General features: G+C 72.5%; 12 protein-coding genes. 7 read left to right on the top strand and 5 right to left on the bottom strand.

What is annotated here, in order from left to right:
- Window positions 1-109 precede the first annotated feature (109 nt).
- Window positions 110-934 (bottom strand): MOSC domain-containing protein, encoded by an 825-nt coding sequence (locus FNV62_RS09475; RefSeq protein ID WP_097283457.1) that lies wholly within the window; start codon window positions 932-934, stop codon window positions 110-112.
- Between the two features lie 68 nt (window positions 935-1002).
- Complete coding sequence (locus FNV62_RS09470; protein WP_143600646.1) at window positions 1003-1440, bottom strand: DUF6643 family protein; 438 nt, start codon at window positions 1438-1440, stop codon at window positions 1003-1005.
- A 302-nt stretch (window positions 1441-1742) separates the two neighbouring features.
- Here FNV62_RS09470 and FNV62_RS09465 point away from each other — a divergent pair, with 302 nt between their 5' ends.
- Complete coding sequence (locus FNV62_RS09465) at window positions 1743-3179, top strand: TerD family protein (protein ID WP_164657624.1); 1437 nt, start codon at window positions 1743-1745, stop codon at window positions 3177-3179.
- Window positions 3180-3250: 71 nt separating this feature from the next.
- On the opposite strand, the gene FNV62_RS09460 is transcribed toward FNV62_RS09465, so the two are convergent.
- Window positions 3251-4426: a glycosyltransferase gene (locus FNV62_RS09460; protein ID WP_144315063.1), complete on the bottom strand. Its 1176-nt coding sequence runs from the start codon at window positions 4424-4426 to the stop codon at window positions 3251-3253.
- 58 nt (window positions 4427-4484) lie between these two features.
- Between FNV62_RS09460 and FNV62_RS09455 the strand changes: the two genes are divergently transcribed.
- Both FNV62_RS09455 and FNV62_RS09450 read left to right on the top strand, forming a co-directional pair.
- Window positions 4485-5270 (top strand): glutamate racemase, encoded by a 786-nt coding sequence (locus FNV62_RS09455; protein WP_143600642.1) that lies wholly within the window; start codon window positions 4485-4487, stop codon window positions 5268-5270.
- Window positions 5271-5443: 173 nt separating this feature from the next.
- Window positions 5444-5989 carry a hypothetical protein gene (locus tag FNV62_RS09450; protein ID WP_060902529.1) on the top strand — a complete coding sequence of 182 codons (546 nt, stop codon included), beginning with the start codon at window positions 5444-5446 and terminating at the stop codon, window positions 5987-5989.
- Between the two features lie 12 nt (window positions 5990-6001).
- On the opposite strand, the gene FNV62_RS09445 is transcribed toward FNV62_RS09450, so the two are convergent.
- Window positions 6002-7018: an O-antigen ligase family protein gene (locus FNV62_RS09445; RefSeq protein ID WP_225900214.1), complete on the bottom strand. Its 1017-nt coding sequence runs from the start codon at window positions 7016-7018 to the stop codon at window positions 6002-6004.
- A 309-nt stretch (window positions 7019-7327) separates the two neighbouring features.
- On the opposite strand from FNV62_RS09445, the gene lnt reads away from it, so the two are divergent.
- On the top strand, window positions 7328-8956 hold the full coding sequence (gene lnt / locus FNV62_RS09440; protein ID WP_144315059.1) for an apolipoprotein N-acyltransferase: 1629 nt from the start codon (window positions 7328-7330) through the stop codon (window positions 8954-8956).
- Window positions 8957-8996: 40 nt separating this feature from the next.
- Entirely contained in the window at window positions 8997-9512 is a 516-nt protein-coding gene (locus FNV62_RS09435) for an NUDIX hydrolase (protein WP_143607371.1), read from the top strand.
- On the opposite strand, the gene FNV62_RS09430 is transcribed toward FNV62_RS09435, so the two are convergent.
- The gene (locus FNV62_RS09430; protein WP_144315057.1) at window positions 9499-10782 is read right to left on the bottom strand and encodes a PP2C family protein-serine/threonine phosphatase; all 1284 of its coding nucleotides are present in this window, start codon (window positions 10780-10782) and stop codon (window positions 9499-9501) included. The two genes, FNV62_RS09435 and FNV62_RS09430, sit on opposite strands and share 14 nt — an antisense overlap.
- A 172-nt stretch (window positions 10783-10954) precedes the next feature.
- Between FNV62_RS09430 and FNV62_RS09425 the strand changes: the two genes are divergently transcribed.
- On the top strand, window positions 10955-11152 hold the full coding sequence (locus FNV62_RS09425) for a DUF2180 family protein (RefSeq protein ID WP_054228718.1): 198 nt from the start codon (window positions 10955-10957) through the stop codon (window positions 11150-11152).
- A gap of 154 nt (window positions 11153-11306) precedes the next feature.
- Window positions 11307-13304 (top strand): ArnT family glycosyltransferase, encoded by a 1998-nt coding sequence (locus FNV62_RS09420; protein WP_144315055.1) that lies wholly within the window; start codon window positions 11307-11309, stop codon window positions 13302-13304.
- Window positions 13305-13313: the final 9 nt, after the last annotated feature.

Genomic DNA, 13313 nt, shown 5'->3' with positions numbered 1-13313 from the left:
CTATGCGAGCCCCGGGAAAGAGAGAGCGAAATCACCCTTCCCACGGGTCTTTCATGAACTTCTCACACGCTCAACGACCGTGCCCGGGGCCCGGGTTCCCGGGGGCGGGTCATTCGAGGACGGTGACCGGATCGCCGATCCGCACCGTGCCGCGGGACTCCGGCACCAGGTTCTGTCCGAAGACGAGCTGGGAGCCGAAGCGGCGGTGGCGTCCGAGCGTGCGCAGCGGCTCCTTGCCGCGCTCGGCGGTGTCCTGGTCGGTGGTGGTCACGACGCAGCGGCCGCACATCTTGGGCACCCGGAAGACGACCTCGCCGATGGCGATCCGCCGCCAGCCGTCCTCGGCCCATGCCGTCGTGCCCGCCACCACCACGTTCGGCCGGAAACGGTTCATCGGGAGCGGGCCCTCGTCGGCGCGGTCGCCCTGCGCGATCAAGGAGTTGAGCGCGTCCAACGAGGCGAGCGTGGTGACCAGCAGGGGATAGCCGTCGGCGAAGCTGACGGTCTCGCCCGGACGCGCGTAGTCCGGGTCCAGCGGCCTGCGCGTGGCGGGGTCGTCCATGTGCAGGAGACGGACCTCGGTCCCCAGATAGTCACTGCACCAGGCGTGCGCGTCCGCGTCGGCGAGGACCGCCTCCAGCTTGTCGCCGAAGAGATCCAGCGGCGTCGTGCCGGCCGGCTGGGGCACGCGGACGGTCAGCGGCTCACGGCCGGGCGCGGACAGGCGTATGCCACCGCCGGGCAGCAGCTCGGCGGCGGCCAGTGCCAGCCGTGGTTGCTGACGCTGGGTGACGACCTTTCCCCCGTCGTCGATCAGTACCCAGCGTCGGTCTCCGGCCAGCCCCCAGGGCTCCACGACGGCCTCCCGGGGCGAGAGAGCCCGGAAGGCCTTGACCGGGTGGACATGGATCGAGTGCAGCTCCGCATTCCCCATGACTCCATCGTGCCAGCAGGCACCGACAATCCGGTCCGAATGCCGTGGTGCCCGCGTACCTCAGCCCCTCAGTACCCGCGGTACTGCTGGTTGTTGTACGGGTCCTGGTACGGGGCCGGGGCGGGGCGGGGAGCCGCGGGGCGCATGGCCTCGTAGCCGGTGCCCGCCATCGGGCGCTGCGGCTGCTGGGGTCCCGGGTAGCCACGCGGGGGGCCGGCCTGCTGCGGGATGTACGGCGCCGGGGCCTGCTGCAGCGGTGCGGGCTGTTGGGCCTGCGGGTAGCCGCCGTACATGGGGGCCTGCTGCGAGGGGCCGGCGGGCAGGGCGGGAAGTGCCGAGGGGAGCGCGGGAAGGTAGCTGCTGCCCGTGTCGTAGGCGGCGGGAACCCGGATCGGGGCGATCTGGGGAGTGCCCCGCTCGGCGACCAGGGAGTCGTAGATCGGGGTGTCCGGGAAGGACGGCGCGGAGTAGTAACCGCCGCCATAGGTGGAGCGGGGGGAGGTCATGGCACATAAGTTAAGCCCACGATGTGCTGGTTGGGGAGACCGATAAGAGGGTTGTTTTCCGTGTCGGCAGTGACGCGGGATCCCCAATGCGAGCGAACTCGGCAAAAAAGGGCGCCAAACAGGGTTCAGATCGTGTAAAGGCCGAGTTCCGAGGGGGTTACCGGTGGTTGGCCAGCAGTCTTCGAAGCCCCTCGTGCGATCTTCCGCGGCACCTCACAGGAGTTCTCCGCCTTGGGGGAATAGGTTGGTCGGGAAAGGGCCCGAGGGACGGCCCGAGGCACGGCCTGGCGCGGTGACACGTGATGGGGGCGGACATGACAATGCCTAAAGGTTCGAATGTTCCTGTGCCGACGCGTGCGTTGCGCGTCGAAATGGGGTGGCGTTCGGGGCCCGGGGTCCCCGACGCGGATGCTTCCGCGCTGTTGCTGGTCTCCGGAAGGGTCCGCTCGGACGGCGACTTCGTGTTCTACAACCAGCCGGCACACCCCTCCGGCGCCGTGCGGCACGAGGGCAAGCGGGGCGACGGCGGTCAGGTGACCGACACACTGTTCGTCGACCTCGCGCGCGTGGAGGGCGCGATCGAGACCGTGGTGCTGGCCGCCTCCGCGGACGGCGGCACCTTCGGGCAGGTGCCCGGTCTGTACATCCGCGTACTCGACGCGGGACAGGGCACGGAGATCGCGCGCTTCGACAGCAAGGACGCGACCGTCGAGACCGCCTTCGTGCTCGGCGAGTTCTACCGGCGCCAGGGTGCCTGGAAGTTCCGCGCGGTCGGACAGGGCTACAGCAGCGGACTGGAAGGGCTGGCGAAGGACTACGGAATCACGGTGGACGAGCCGCAGCACGCGGCACCGCCCCCGCCGCCCCCCGCACCGACCGCCGCCGCGCCGACCGCCCCCGTACCGCCTGCCTCCGCACCGCCCGGCCCCACACCCCCCGCCGCCGTGCCGCCCGCGCCCGGCACACGTGTGGCCGGTCCGCCGCCGGTCGGGCCGCCGGTGAACATGCCTCCGCCCGTCGCACCGCCCGTCACCGCACCGCCGGTCACCGTCTCGCCCCCCGCCATGGCTCCGCCGCCCGCCCGGCCCGGGGCGGCCCCGGTCCGCCTCTCCAAGGTCACGCTCACCAAGGAGGCGCCCTCGGTCTCGCTGACCAAGCAGGGCGGCACGTCCGGCGCCATGCGTGTCAACCTCAACTGGCAGGTGCGCAAGCAGTTCTCGGGGTGGGGCAGCAAGCGGGGCCGGGCCGTCGCGGCGCACAGGGACCTCGACCTCGACCTCTGCGCCCTGTACGAGCTGTCCGACGGCCGCAAGGGAGTCGTCCAGGCGCTCGGCAACGCCTTCGGGGCGCTGCACCAGCCGCCGTACATCCACCTCGACGGCGACGACCGCACCGGTGCCGTGGCGAGCGGCGAGAACCTCACCGTCAACCTCGACCACAAGCAGAGTTTCCGGCGCATCCTCATCTTCGTCACCATCTACGAAGGGGCGCGTTCGTTCGCCGACCTGCATGCCACGGTCACCCTGCAACCGCTGAACGGCGCCCCCGTCGACTTCTCGCTCGACGAGTGCACGGTGCCCTCGACGGTCTGCGCCCTCGCCCTCATCACCAACAACGGCGGCGACCTGATCGTCCAGCGTGAAGCCCGCTACCTCGTCCCCGAGCGCGGCGTGAGCCCGCAGCGCACGGTGGACCGCGTCTACGGGTGGGGCATGAACTGGACCCCCGGCAGGAAGTGACCCACGGAAGTGGCCCGGGGAAGCGGCCCAGGGAAGTGACCCACAGGAAATGACTCGCGGGAAGTGACCGGTCAGCGCTCGTCGAGCGCGGTGTCCGGGCGCGCGTAGGTGCGGCCCTTCCAGGCCGCGCCGCGCCCCCTGTAGTGCTGCACCGCGGAATCGACCGTCATGAGGAGGTACAGGAACGCGGTCACGGGCAGCGACGCGGCGAGCCACACGGGCTGCCGGTAGTAGCGCAGCATCGGCAGATACGTCGCCGTCATCAGCAGCCACGCGAGCCCGCCGGCCGCCGCGATCCCCGTGTGCCCGGAGAGGAGACCCGTGAAGAGGGCGACCGGGGGCACCAGGTACACCACGGCGAGGCCGAGGACGGTACCGAGGAGCAGCAGCGGGTTGTGCCGCAGCTGGGCGTACGCGCTGCGCGAGACCATGCGCCACAGGTCGTGCAGCCGGGGATAGGGACGCACGCTGTCGACCCGCTCGGCCAGCCCCAGCCAGACGTGGCCCCCGCTCCCCTTGACCGCCCTGGCGAGCGCCACGTCGTCGATGACGGCGTGCCGGATGGCGTCCGGGATCCGCGCCCGCTCGGCGGCGTCCGCGCGCAGCAGTACGCAGCCGCCCGCCGCGGCCGCCGTCCGTGAGTCCTTCACCGCGATCCACCGGAAGGGATAGAGCTGTGCGAAGAAGTAGACGAAGGCGGGGACGACGAGCCGCTCCCACACGCTCACCACCCGCAGCCGGGCCATCTGCGAGACCAGGTCGAAGCCGCCCGTGCGCGCCGCGGCGACCAGCGTCCGCAGGCTGTCCGGCGCGTGCGCGATGTCCGCGTCCGTCAGAAGCAGGTACTCGGGGCCACGCGCGCGTGCCAGGCCGATACCGTGACGCACGGCCCAGAGCTTGCCGGTCCAGCCCGCGGGCGGCTCCCCGGGCGAGTCGACGGTGAGCGGCAGCCCGCCGTGCGTGCGGGCGAGCGCACGGGCCAGCTCCCCGGTGCCGTCCGAGCTGCCGTCGTCTACGAGGAAGATCTCGGCGCGCCCCGGATAGTCCTGGGCGAGCAGCGAGGGCAGGCTCTCGGGCAGTACGGCGGCCTCGTCGCGCGCCGGTACGACGACGCAGACGGACGGCCAGTCGTCCGGTTCCCGACGCGGCGGCAGGCGCAGATCCGTACGCCAGAAGAAGCCCTGGCCGAGCAGCAGCCACAGCCAGGCGGCCAGTGATCCCAAGGCGGTCCACGCGACGGCACTCACCCGCCGCAGTCTGCCCCACCCCGGGGGGCCGCCGGGGCGGATCGTCTATGGTGACCGGGTGAAGATCGCGCTCATGGACTCCGGAATCGGACTGCTCGCTGCCGCCGCCGCGGTACGTCGACTGCGGCCGGACGCCGATCTCGTGCTCTCCTCGGACCCCGGCAGCATGCCCTGGGGACCACGTACGCCCGAGGACGTGACCGCCCGCGCGCTCGCCGTCGCCGAGGCCGCCGCGCAGCACGGTCCCGACGCCCTGATCGTCGCCTGCAACACCGCCTCCGTCCGCGCCCTTCCGGCGCTGCGCGCCCGCCTGGAGCCGGAGGTGCCCGTCATCGGCACCGTCCCGGCGATCAAGCCGGCCGCGGCTGGTGGGGGACCCGTCGCGATCTGGGCCACGCCCGCCACCACCGGCAGCCCCTATCAGCGCGGGCTCATCGGTGAGTTCGCCGAGGGAGTGCCCGTCACCGAAGTGGCCTGCCCCGGGCTCGCCGACGCCGTGGAGCACGGTGACCAGGAGGGTATCGACGCCGCGATCGCCGCGGCGGCCGAGCGCACCCCCGGCGATGTAAGGGCCGTCGTCCTGGGCTGCACCCATTACGAGCTGGTCGCCGAACGCATCCGCACGGCCGTGCAGCAGCCCGGCCTCCCGCCGCTCGCGCTGCATGGCTCCGCCGGGGCGGTCGCCGCGCAGGCACTGCGCAGGATCGGCGAGCTCCCGGACCCGGCGGCCCCCGCCGAGGGCTCCCTCACCGTGCTCCTCAGCGGCAGCGAGGGCGACCTGTCGGCGACCGCGCTGGCGTACGAGGAAGGCCGCCTTCTTCAGGCGGTCAGCCCCGCCCGCTGACTCTGTCGCCGCTCGGAATCCTTCGCCCGCTGACTCTGTCGCCGGGCGGAGGCGCTCCGGACGGCGACCGTCCGTCACCGCCCGAACGCCCCGCGTGCGCCGCGCGCCCACCCGGAGCAGTGACCCTCCGCGACCCGGTGCCCGCGGTGCGGAACCTGAGTAGTCTCTTAAACATGAGGGACCACCTCCACCGCGAAAACTTCTCGCACCCCGATGTCTGGACCGGGCGTGCCACCAATCGCGTCCAGTGGCTGCCCGCCATAGGCGGGGCCGCCTGCATCGCGCTGGGTGTCGAACTGGCCGTCGACTCGACGTGGACGTCGGGTGTCGCGGCACTGGCCATGTCCGTCGTCGGGTGCATCGCGGCGGGACTGCTCATCATGTTCGGCACGCTCGCCTTCGTGCATGTCGCCGTGAAGGTCGACAAGGACTGCCTCGAAGTGCGGTGCGGCCACATCGGTCTGCCCCGCCGGCGTATTCCGCTCTCGAGCGTCGTCGGCGCCGACTTCGCCCCCCGGGTCACCCCGCGGCAGTGGGGCGGCTGGGGCTACCGCTGGCGTCCCGACAAGGGCACCGCGGTCATCGTCCGGCGCGGCGAGGGCGTGGTGCTCCGGCTCGGTGACGGACACACGTTCACCATCACGGTGGACAACGCGGAGGCGATGGTCCGGATCATCCGGGACCGGCTGCGGCCGGCCACGCCCGGCGCGGTCATCTGACCGCCGCGGAGTTCACGGCTCCAGCTGGTTCCTCGGGGTTTGGTCTCCCGTGTTCAGGACGCGCTCCAGGTCCTCGTCGGCCAGGGGCCGTGCCGTCGCGAGCCCCGCGAGCAGCCCCGCACCCGCCGTCACCGTGGTGAAGCTCAGCGCGTTGCCCAGCGAGGCGATCACGGCCAGCGCCGTGAGGGCCGCGCCCGCCGTCAGGGCGATCGTCGTGGACCGCGGCGAACGCCACAGCGAATAGAGGAACCAGCAGAAGACCGCGGCGAGCAGCGCGACGCCGACCAGACCCTGCTCGGCCGCCTGCTGCCACGGTGCCGAGTGGGGCTTGCCGTCGGGCAGCAGCGACTGCGTGACCGTCGGACCGAGTTCCCCGTACCGCCCGGGCCCCACACCCAGGGCGGGATGGTGTCCCGCCAGGTGGAGCGCGTCGCGCCAGAGCAGGACCCGGTGCTCGGTGAGCGGCCCCTCCAGGGACGCGGTCAGACCGTCGGGCAGCACGTTCGCCGCGACCGCCCAGGTCGCGCCCGTCACCAGCGCCGCGGCGAGCGCGAGACCCCCGAGTCCGAGGGCGCGCCGGCGCATGCGGTCGGCGGCGAGCGAGCACAGCAGCACTCCGGCGCCGGCGGCGCATCCCGTGGTCGAGCCGAGCACCGCCGCGCTCACCACGATCCCGACGGCGAGCAGACTCAGCGCGAGCCGCTGCGCAGGGCTGCGTGCCGCCCAGGCCGCGCAGCACGCCGCACCGGTGGACAGGGCGAGCAGCGCGGCCGTGGCTCCGCCGTGCCCGAGGGGCGTCGTGAGCTGCGGGTCCGGGGTGGTGTGCGCGGCGGCGAGTGCGAGGCCCAGTCCGGCGAGGGCCCCGGCACCCGGCGCCGCGACCGGCAGGAGAGCGCCGAGGATCCGGCCGGAGGCGTACCCGGCGGCCACGGCGAGCACGGCCAGGAGCACGCCCTCGGGCCGCCCGTCGTGCGCGGTCGCCGTGATCAGGGCCCACACCGCGCAGGCCCCGAGCACGATCACACCCATGGCGTCCGAAACGTTTCGTCTCTCGCCTTCGGCCGCCGAACCGGCCGCGGACCTCATCCCTGTGGACCCCACCCCGTCGCCCCCCGACCTGTGCCGGACCCCGACCGACACGCCCGCATCCGGCCGCACGTCAGAGGCTCGGGCACACCGTAACGGCTGATGCGCCGGTTTGTGGATGAGTTGCGCAGGAACGGTGCATCAGGCGGGCATGCGACGGTCTGCGGAGGGACGGACCACCCCCGGGCGCCGGGAGGTTCATGGTGCGGGCCGTGCTGTCGGAGCCCAGCTCACGCGCCGTACACTCCCCGAGTGACCGCCACCGCAACTTCCGTAGACGAGCCGGATCAGCTCGAACCCCAGGCCGCGCCCGCATCGCGCGGGGCCAGACTGGCTCGGCGATACGCTCCGGCCGCCGCCGCGGCGCTCTCCGGAGTACTGCTCTACGTCAGTTTCCCGCCGCGCACCGTCTCCTGGCTGGCCCTGCCGGCCTTCGCGGTCTTCGGCTTGCTGCTGCGCGGTCGCTCCTGGAAGGCGGGCCTCGGGCTCGGCTATCTGTTCGGCCTCGGCTTCCTGCTGCCGCTGCTCGTGTGGACCGGTGTCGAGGTCGGCCCCGGCCCGTGGCTGGCCCTCGTCGCCGTGGAAGCGGTGTACGTGGCGCTCGTCGGCGCGGGCATCACCCTCGTCTCCCGGCTGCCCGGCTGGCCGCTGTGGGCGGCGGCGGTCTGGATCGCGGGCGAGGCGGCACGCGCGCGTGCGCCGTTCGGCGGCTTCCCCTGGGGCAAGATCGCCTTCGGTCAGGCGGACGGCATCTTCCTCCCGCTGGCCGCGGTGGGCGGCACCCCGGTACTCGGCTTCGCGGTCGTGCTCTGCGGCTTCGGGCTGTACGAGGTCGTACGCCAGGTCGTCGAGGGTCGGCGCACCGGCGTCGTACGCCGAGGGGCCGCCGCGGCGGCGCTGCTCAGCGTGGCCGTCCCCGTCGTCGGGGCGCTCGCGGCGCGGTCGCTGGTGAGCGACAAGGCCGAGAACGGCACGGCGACCGTCGCCGTCATCCAGGGCAACGTGCCGCGCGCGGGGCTCGACTTCAACGCCCAGCGGCGCGCCGTGCTCGACTACCACGCACGGGAGACCGAGCGGCTGGCCGCCGAGGTCAAGTCGGGCAGGGTCGCCCGGCCCGACTTCGTGCTGTGGCCGGAGAACTCCTCCGACGTCGACCCCTTCACCAACGCCGACGCCCGCCTCGTGATCGACGACGCCGCCAAGGCCATCGGCGCGCCCGTCTCGGTCGGTGGCGTCGTCGAGCGCGACGGCAAGCTCTACAACGAGCAGATCCTGTGGGACCCGGTCAAAGGCCCCCTCGACACGTACGACAAGCGACAGGTCCAGCCCTTCGGCGAGTACCTTCCGCTGCGCTCACTGCTCGGCGCGATCAACAAGAACTGGACCTCGATGGTCCGCCAGGACTTCAGCCGGGGCGACAAGCCGGGCGTGTTCACCATGGACGGCTCCAGGGTCGGACTGGTCACCTGTTACGAGGCCGCCTTCGACTGGGCCGTGCGCAGCACCGTGACCGACGGCGCGCAGCTGATCTCGGTGCCGAGCAACAACGCGACCTTCGACCGCAGCGAGATGACCTATCAGCAGCTCGCCATGTCCCGGGTCCGCGCCGTCGAGCACAGCCGTACCGTCACGGTGCCGGTGACCAGCGGCGTCAGCGCCGTGATCATGCCGGACGGGAGGATCACCCAGCGGACCGGGATGTTCGTGGCGGACTCGCTGGTCCAGAAGGTGCCGCTGCGCTCCTCCGAGACCCCCGCCACGCGGCTCGGCATCCTGCCGGAGATGCTGCTGGTGGCGGTCGCGGTGGGCGGTCTCGGCTGGGCGGGTACGACGGTGGTCCGGGGGCGCCGGAACGGCGCCGTTCCGGGCGATCTCGCCTGACCCCGGCCGGATGACGGAATCCGGCCGTTAGGGTCGGTCCATGGCTACTCCTGACTTCATCCGCACCATCCGGGCCTCGGCTGGCCACCAGCTGCTGTGGCTCCCCGGAGTCACCGCCATCGTCTTCGACGACGAGGGCAGAGTGCTGCTGGGCCGGCGCACCGACACCCGGAAGTGGTCGATCATCGGCGGCATTCCGGACCCGGGCGAGCAGCCCGCGGCCTGCGCCGTGCGGGAGGTGTTCGAGGAGACCAACGTGCGGTGCGTCGTCGAGCGCGTGGTGCTGGTGCAGGCCCTGGAGCCGGTCACCTACGAGAACGGCGACACCTGCCAGTACATGGACACCACGTTCCGTTGCCGGGCTGTCGGCGGCGAGGCGAGGGTCAACGACGACGAGTCGCTGGACGTCGGCTGGTTCGCGGTCGACGCGTTGCCCGAGCTGAACGAGTTCGGGATGTTCCGGATCAAGCAGGCCCTGTCGGACGCGCCCACGTGGTTCGCCCCCCACGACCTGAGCACGGACGCATCGGGGACCGGACGGCTCACAGCCGGATGACGACGAGCGCGGTGTCGTCGTCGGGGCCGCGCCGAGGCGCGGGGACGAGATCGGCGAGCACGGCGTCGGCGAGGGCCTCGGGCCCGAGCAGATGATGATGTTCGACGCTGTGGGCGAGGCGGTCCAGGCTGGCGTAGATGTCCTCGCCCCGGCGCTCGATGAGACCGTCGGTATAGAGGACGAGGGTGCTGCCGGGACCGTAGCCCACCGTCGCCTCGCAGCGGGGAAGGGAGTCGTCACCCGCTCCCAGGGGCGGGTCGGTGGCCGAGTCCAGCACCTCGACGGCGCCGTCGCCGTGGGCCAGCAGAGGCGGCGGGTGGCCGGCGCGACTGTAGGTGACGGTGAGGGCGGTCTGGTCGATGACGACCTGGACGGCGGTCGCCGCGAGCGCGCCGTCGACGGTGTGGGCGTGCGCCGCGAGGGTGGTGAGGGCGGTGGCGGGGCGCCCGGTGGCGCGGATCGCCGCGCTCAGGGCGCTGCGCAGCTGCCCCATGGTCCCGGCCGCCTCCAGACCGTGCCCCACCACGTCACCGACCGCCACGGCCAGCCGTCGCGCGTCGAGGTCGATCAGGTCGTACCAGTCGCCGCACACGTTGAGGAAGCTGGTCGCGGGCCGGTAGCGCACGGCCACCCCGGGTCGGTCCGGCAGCGTCGTACTCGGCAGCATGGCTCGCTGCAGCGTGACGGCGACCTCGTGCGCGCGGGCGTGGGCCTTGCGCAACTCCTCGTTGAGTTCCTCCAGTTCCAGGGAGCGGTTGAGCAGATCGGCGGTCATCGCGTCCTCGGCGGTGAGGGGCACCTCCGGTGCGGCGCCGAGTGCCCGCCGGGCGCGTATCAGCGCGGTGACCTCCTCGACGCGGTGGACGATGAGTGACACCCGGCCGTCGGCGTCGAGAAGAGGGATGTTGACGGTGCTCCAGTAACGCTCCTCGAACACGCCGGGCCGGTCGGGCACGTCCACGGAGTACTTCTGCACGGCCATGGTGTCGGGGCCGCCGGTGGCGAGCACCCGCTCCAGCGAGGCGCGCAGCGCCTGGGGACCATTGGCCCGGGGGTCGGAGGGGTTGTCGGGAAACACGTCGAAGACGCACCGGCCGAGCAGCTGCGCGAGGCTCCGTCCGGAAACCCTTTCGTAGGCCCGATTGGCGTCGACCGCCACCATGTCGGGCGTGAGCAGCAGCACGGGACTGGGCAGGGCCCGGAAGACCTCCGCGTAGTGGATGCCGATGCCCCGGCCGCCTCTTTCGGCCGGCGCATCACTGTCACTCATGTCCCCTGTCTACTCCGCCCCCTGGTCCGATGCGACAGGGTGACCGATTCCGGCCCGCCCGGGCGCACGGCTCGTGGTCGGGTTCTCTGCCAGGCGATGTTCGTACGGATGATGGAGGATGGATCGCAGAGCCCCCAACAGGGCCGTGCTCACCAGAGAACGAGGTGAGGACATGAACTGTTACGACTGCCTCGGCACCCCCGGTCCCGCGGTCGCCGTATGCATCCGCTGCGGCGCGGCGCTCTGTCGCACGCATGTGCACGAAAGCCACCCGCCGACCCAGGACATCACCGGAACCGGCCGGGCCACCCACGAGAAGCCGGCCCGCCACATCACCTGCGGCTCCTGCCGCGCGGCGGAGACGAGCTGAGTCCGGCAGCGCACCGGCCGCGACCCGCGGTGTGAGCCGCGGCGTTCCTCCCCCGACCTGAACGTCACCTGAACAGCCACCGCCCCCAGGCATCCCGGTGGGCCGTTCCGCCCTCTCTTCGAGCGAACGGCGAGTACACCGGGAAGGTACGTCCATGGTCAGCACCACCGCAGCGATCATCGCGTCGGCGCAGCGGACGGGCGGGCGGCTGCTCGCCCGTCCCGGGACGTCCGGCCGCGGCCCGGTGGGAGGACCGGCCCACGCCAGACCCGCGCTGTTGGCGATCCTCGCGATGGCGGCCCTGCTGTTCACCTGGGACATCCAGCACAGTGGCTACCACGCGTTCTACGCGCAGACCGCGCGCAGCATGTCCGAGAGCTGGAAGGGCTTCCTGTTCGGCTCCTTCGACCCCGGCAACTCGATCACGATCGACAAACTGCCCGGCTTCCTGTGGCCCCAGGCGCTGTCCGCGCGGATCTTCGGATTCCATCCGTGGGCGCTCACCCTGCCCCAGGCCATCGAGGGCGTGCTCAGCGTCGCCGTCCTGTACCGCGCGGTGCGCCGCTGGGCGGGGGAGAGCGCGGGCCTGCTCGCGGCGGGCGCGTTCGCGCTGACCCCGGCGGTCGCGGGGCTCTTCCGCACGCAGGCCGAGGACCCCGCGTTCACCCTGCTCGTCCTGCTGGCCGCCGACGCCACGCTGCGCGCGGCCCGCGAGGCCCGGCTGCGCCCGCTGCTCGCGGCCGGCATATGGGTCGGCCTCGGTTTCCAGGCCAAGATGCTGGAGGCCTGGGCGGTCCTCCCGGCGCTCGGCCTGCTGTACGTGGTCTCGGCACCGGCGGTGCTGCGCCGCCGCCTGGCCCACCTGGCCGCCGCAGGCGCGGTGTGTCTGGCGGTCTCGGCCTCGTGGGTGCTGCTGGTGACACTGACCCCGGCCAAGGACCGTCCGTACGTGGACGGTACGACGAACAACTCGGCCATCAGCCAGGTCGTCGGATACAACTTCCTCACCCGTTTCTCCAGCCTCGGCATCGACGCCAAGGACACCGGAAGCGTGGCGGCACAGACCATGGCGGGCACCGTCCCCAAAGGGCCCGGGGCCGGACACGCCGCCACGCAGTGGGCCAAGATGGTCGGACCGTCGCTGGCCTCGCAGGTCGGCTGGCTGTACCCGGCGGCCGCGCTCGCCGCGGTGTGCGGTCTGGTGTGGCTGCGCGGCAGGCCGCGTACGGACCCGCTGCGGGCGGGCTTCCTGCTCTGGGCGGTCTGGCTGGCCACGTACTTCCTGGTGTTCAGCGCCGGAGCGGTCGGCGGCCATACGTACTACATGGGTGTCGTGGCCGTACCGCTGGCGGCGCTCTTCGGCGCCGGGACGGTGCAGTTCTGGCGTGCCTGGCGCAACGGGAGCGGGGCACGGACGTGGGCGCTGCCCGTCGCCGTGGTGACCACGGTGGTCTGGTCGGCGGTGGTCGCGGGGCAGTACCCGACGTTCCTGCCGGGGCTGGCCCCGGCCGCGATCATCCTCGGAGCGGGCGCGCTGGCGCTGCTGACACTGTCCCGTACCGACGGTGCCGAAGGGGCGCGACGGCGCGTCGCGGTGCTGGGCCTCGGCCTGGCCGTCGTGGCGATGCTGGGGCCCTCCGCGGCCTGGGCCGCCTCGGTCCTCGATCCCGCCTACGGGCACTCCGGCATGGGCTCCACCGGGCCGGTGTCCACGTGGCACCACCACGACGCGCGGCAACGGACCCTCTCCGCACCGCCCGCCGCCGGGAACGCGGGCGGTAAGGCCCCGAAGTCCACCGACGGACTCGACGAGGACCAGCAGCGGCTCCTGGCCTACACCCGGGCCCACCAGGACGGAGCCACCTACCTCTTCGCGACGACCAGTTGGCGGTCCGCCGCCGCGTACATCCTCTACGCGGGCGCCAAGGTGCTTCCCATGGGCGGATTCACCGGGGCCGCGCCCACGCCCACCGGCGCCCAGTTCCGTCACCTCGTCGCCACCGGCCGGCTGCGCTACGTCGTCCTCGGCGGCGTGGTGACCGTCCCGGGCCGGACCAACGCCGAATGGGTACGCGCCCATTGCATACGCCTACCGCTCCCGACGTCACGCCTCTACCGCTGCTCGCCCCGTTCCGCCGCCGCACTCCCTTGACGCGGTCCC

The organism is Streptomyces sp. RLB3-17, from assembly GCF_007113425.2.
Classification (GTDB): Bacteria; Actinomycetota; Actinomycetes; order Streptomycetales; family Streptomycetaceae; genus Streptomyces; species Streptomyces mirabilis_D.
Note: the sequence above shows the minus strand (reverse complement) of the source record. Positions and strands in the feature narration are given on the sequence as shown.

Coding starts and splice junctions, on each gene's coding strand:
- FNV62_RS09475 (WP_097283457.1), bottom strand. CDS start 934: ATGGGGAATGCGGAGCTGCACTCGATCCATGTCCACCCGGTCAAGGCC.
- FNV62_RS09470 (WP_143600646.1), bottom strand. CDS start 1,440: ATGACCTCCCCCCGCTCCACCTATGGCGGCGGTTACTACTCCGCGCCG.
- FNV62_RS09465 (WP_164657624.1), top strand. CDS start 1,743: ATGGGGGCGGACATGACAATGCCTAAAGGTTCGAATGTTCCTGTGCCG.
- FNV62_RS09450 (WP_060902529.1), top strand. CDS start 5,444: ATGAGGGACCACCTCCACCGCGAAAACTTCTCGCACCCCGATGTCTGG.
- FNV62_RS09445 (WP_225900214.1), bottom strand. CDS start 7,018: ATGGGTGTGATCGTGCTCGGGGCCTGCGCGGTGTGGGCCCTGATCACG.
- FNV62_RS09435 (WP_143607371.1), top strand. CDS start 8,997: ATGGCTACTCCTGACTTCATCCGCACCATCCGGGCCTCGGCTGGCCAC.
- FNV62_RS09430 (WP_144315057.1), bottom strand. CDS start 10,782: ATGAGTGACAGTGATGCGCCGGCCGAAAGAGGCGGCCGGGGCATCGGC.
- FNV62_RS09425 (WP_054228718.1), top strand. CDS start 10,955: ATGAACTGTTACGACTGCCTCGGCACCCCCGGTCCCGCGGTCGCCGTA.
- FNV62_RS09420 (WP_144315055.1), top strand. CDS start 11,307: ATGGTCAGCACCACCGCAGCGATCATCGCGTCGGCGCAGCGGACGGGC.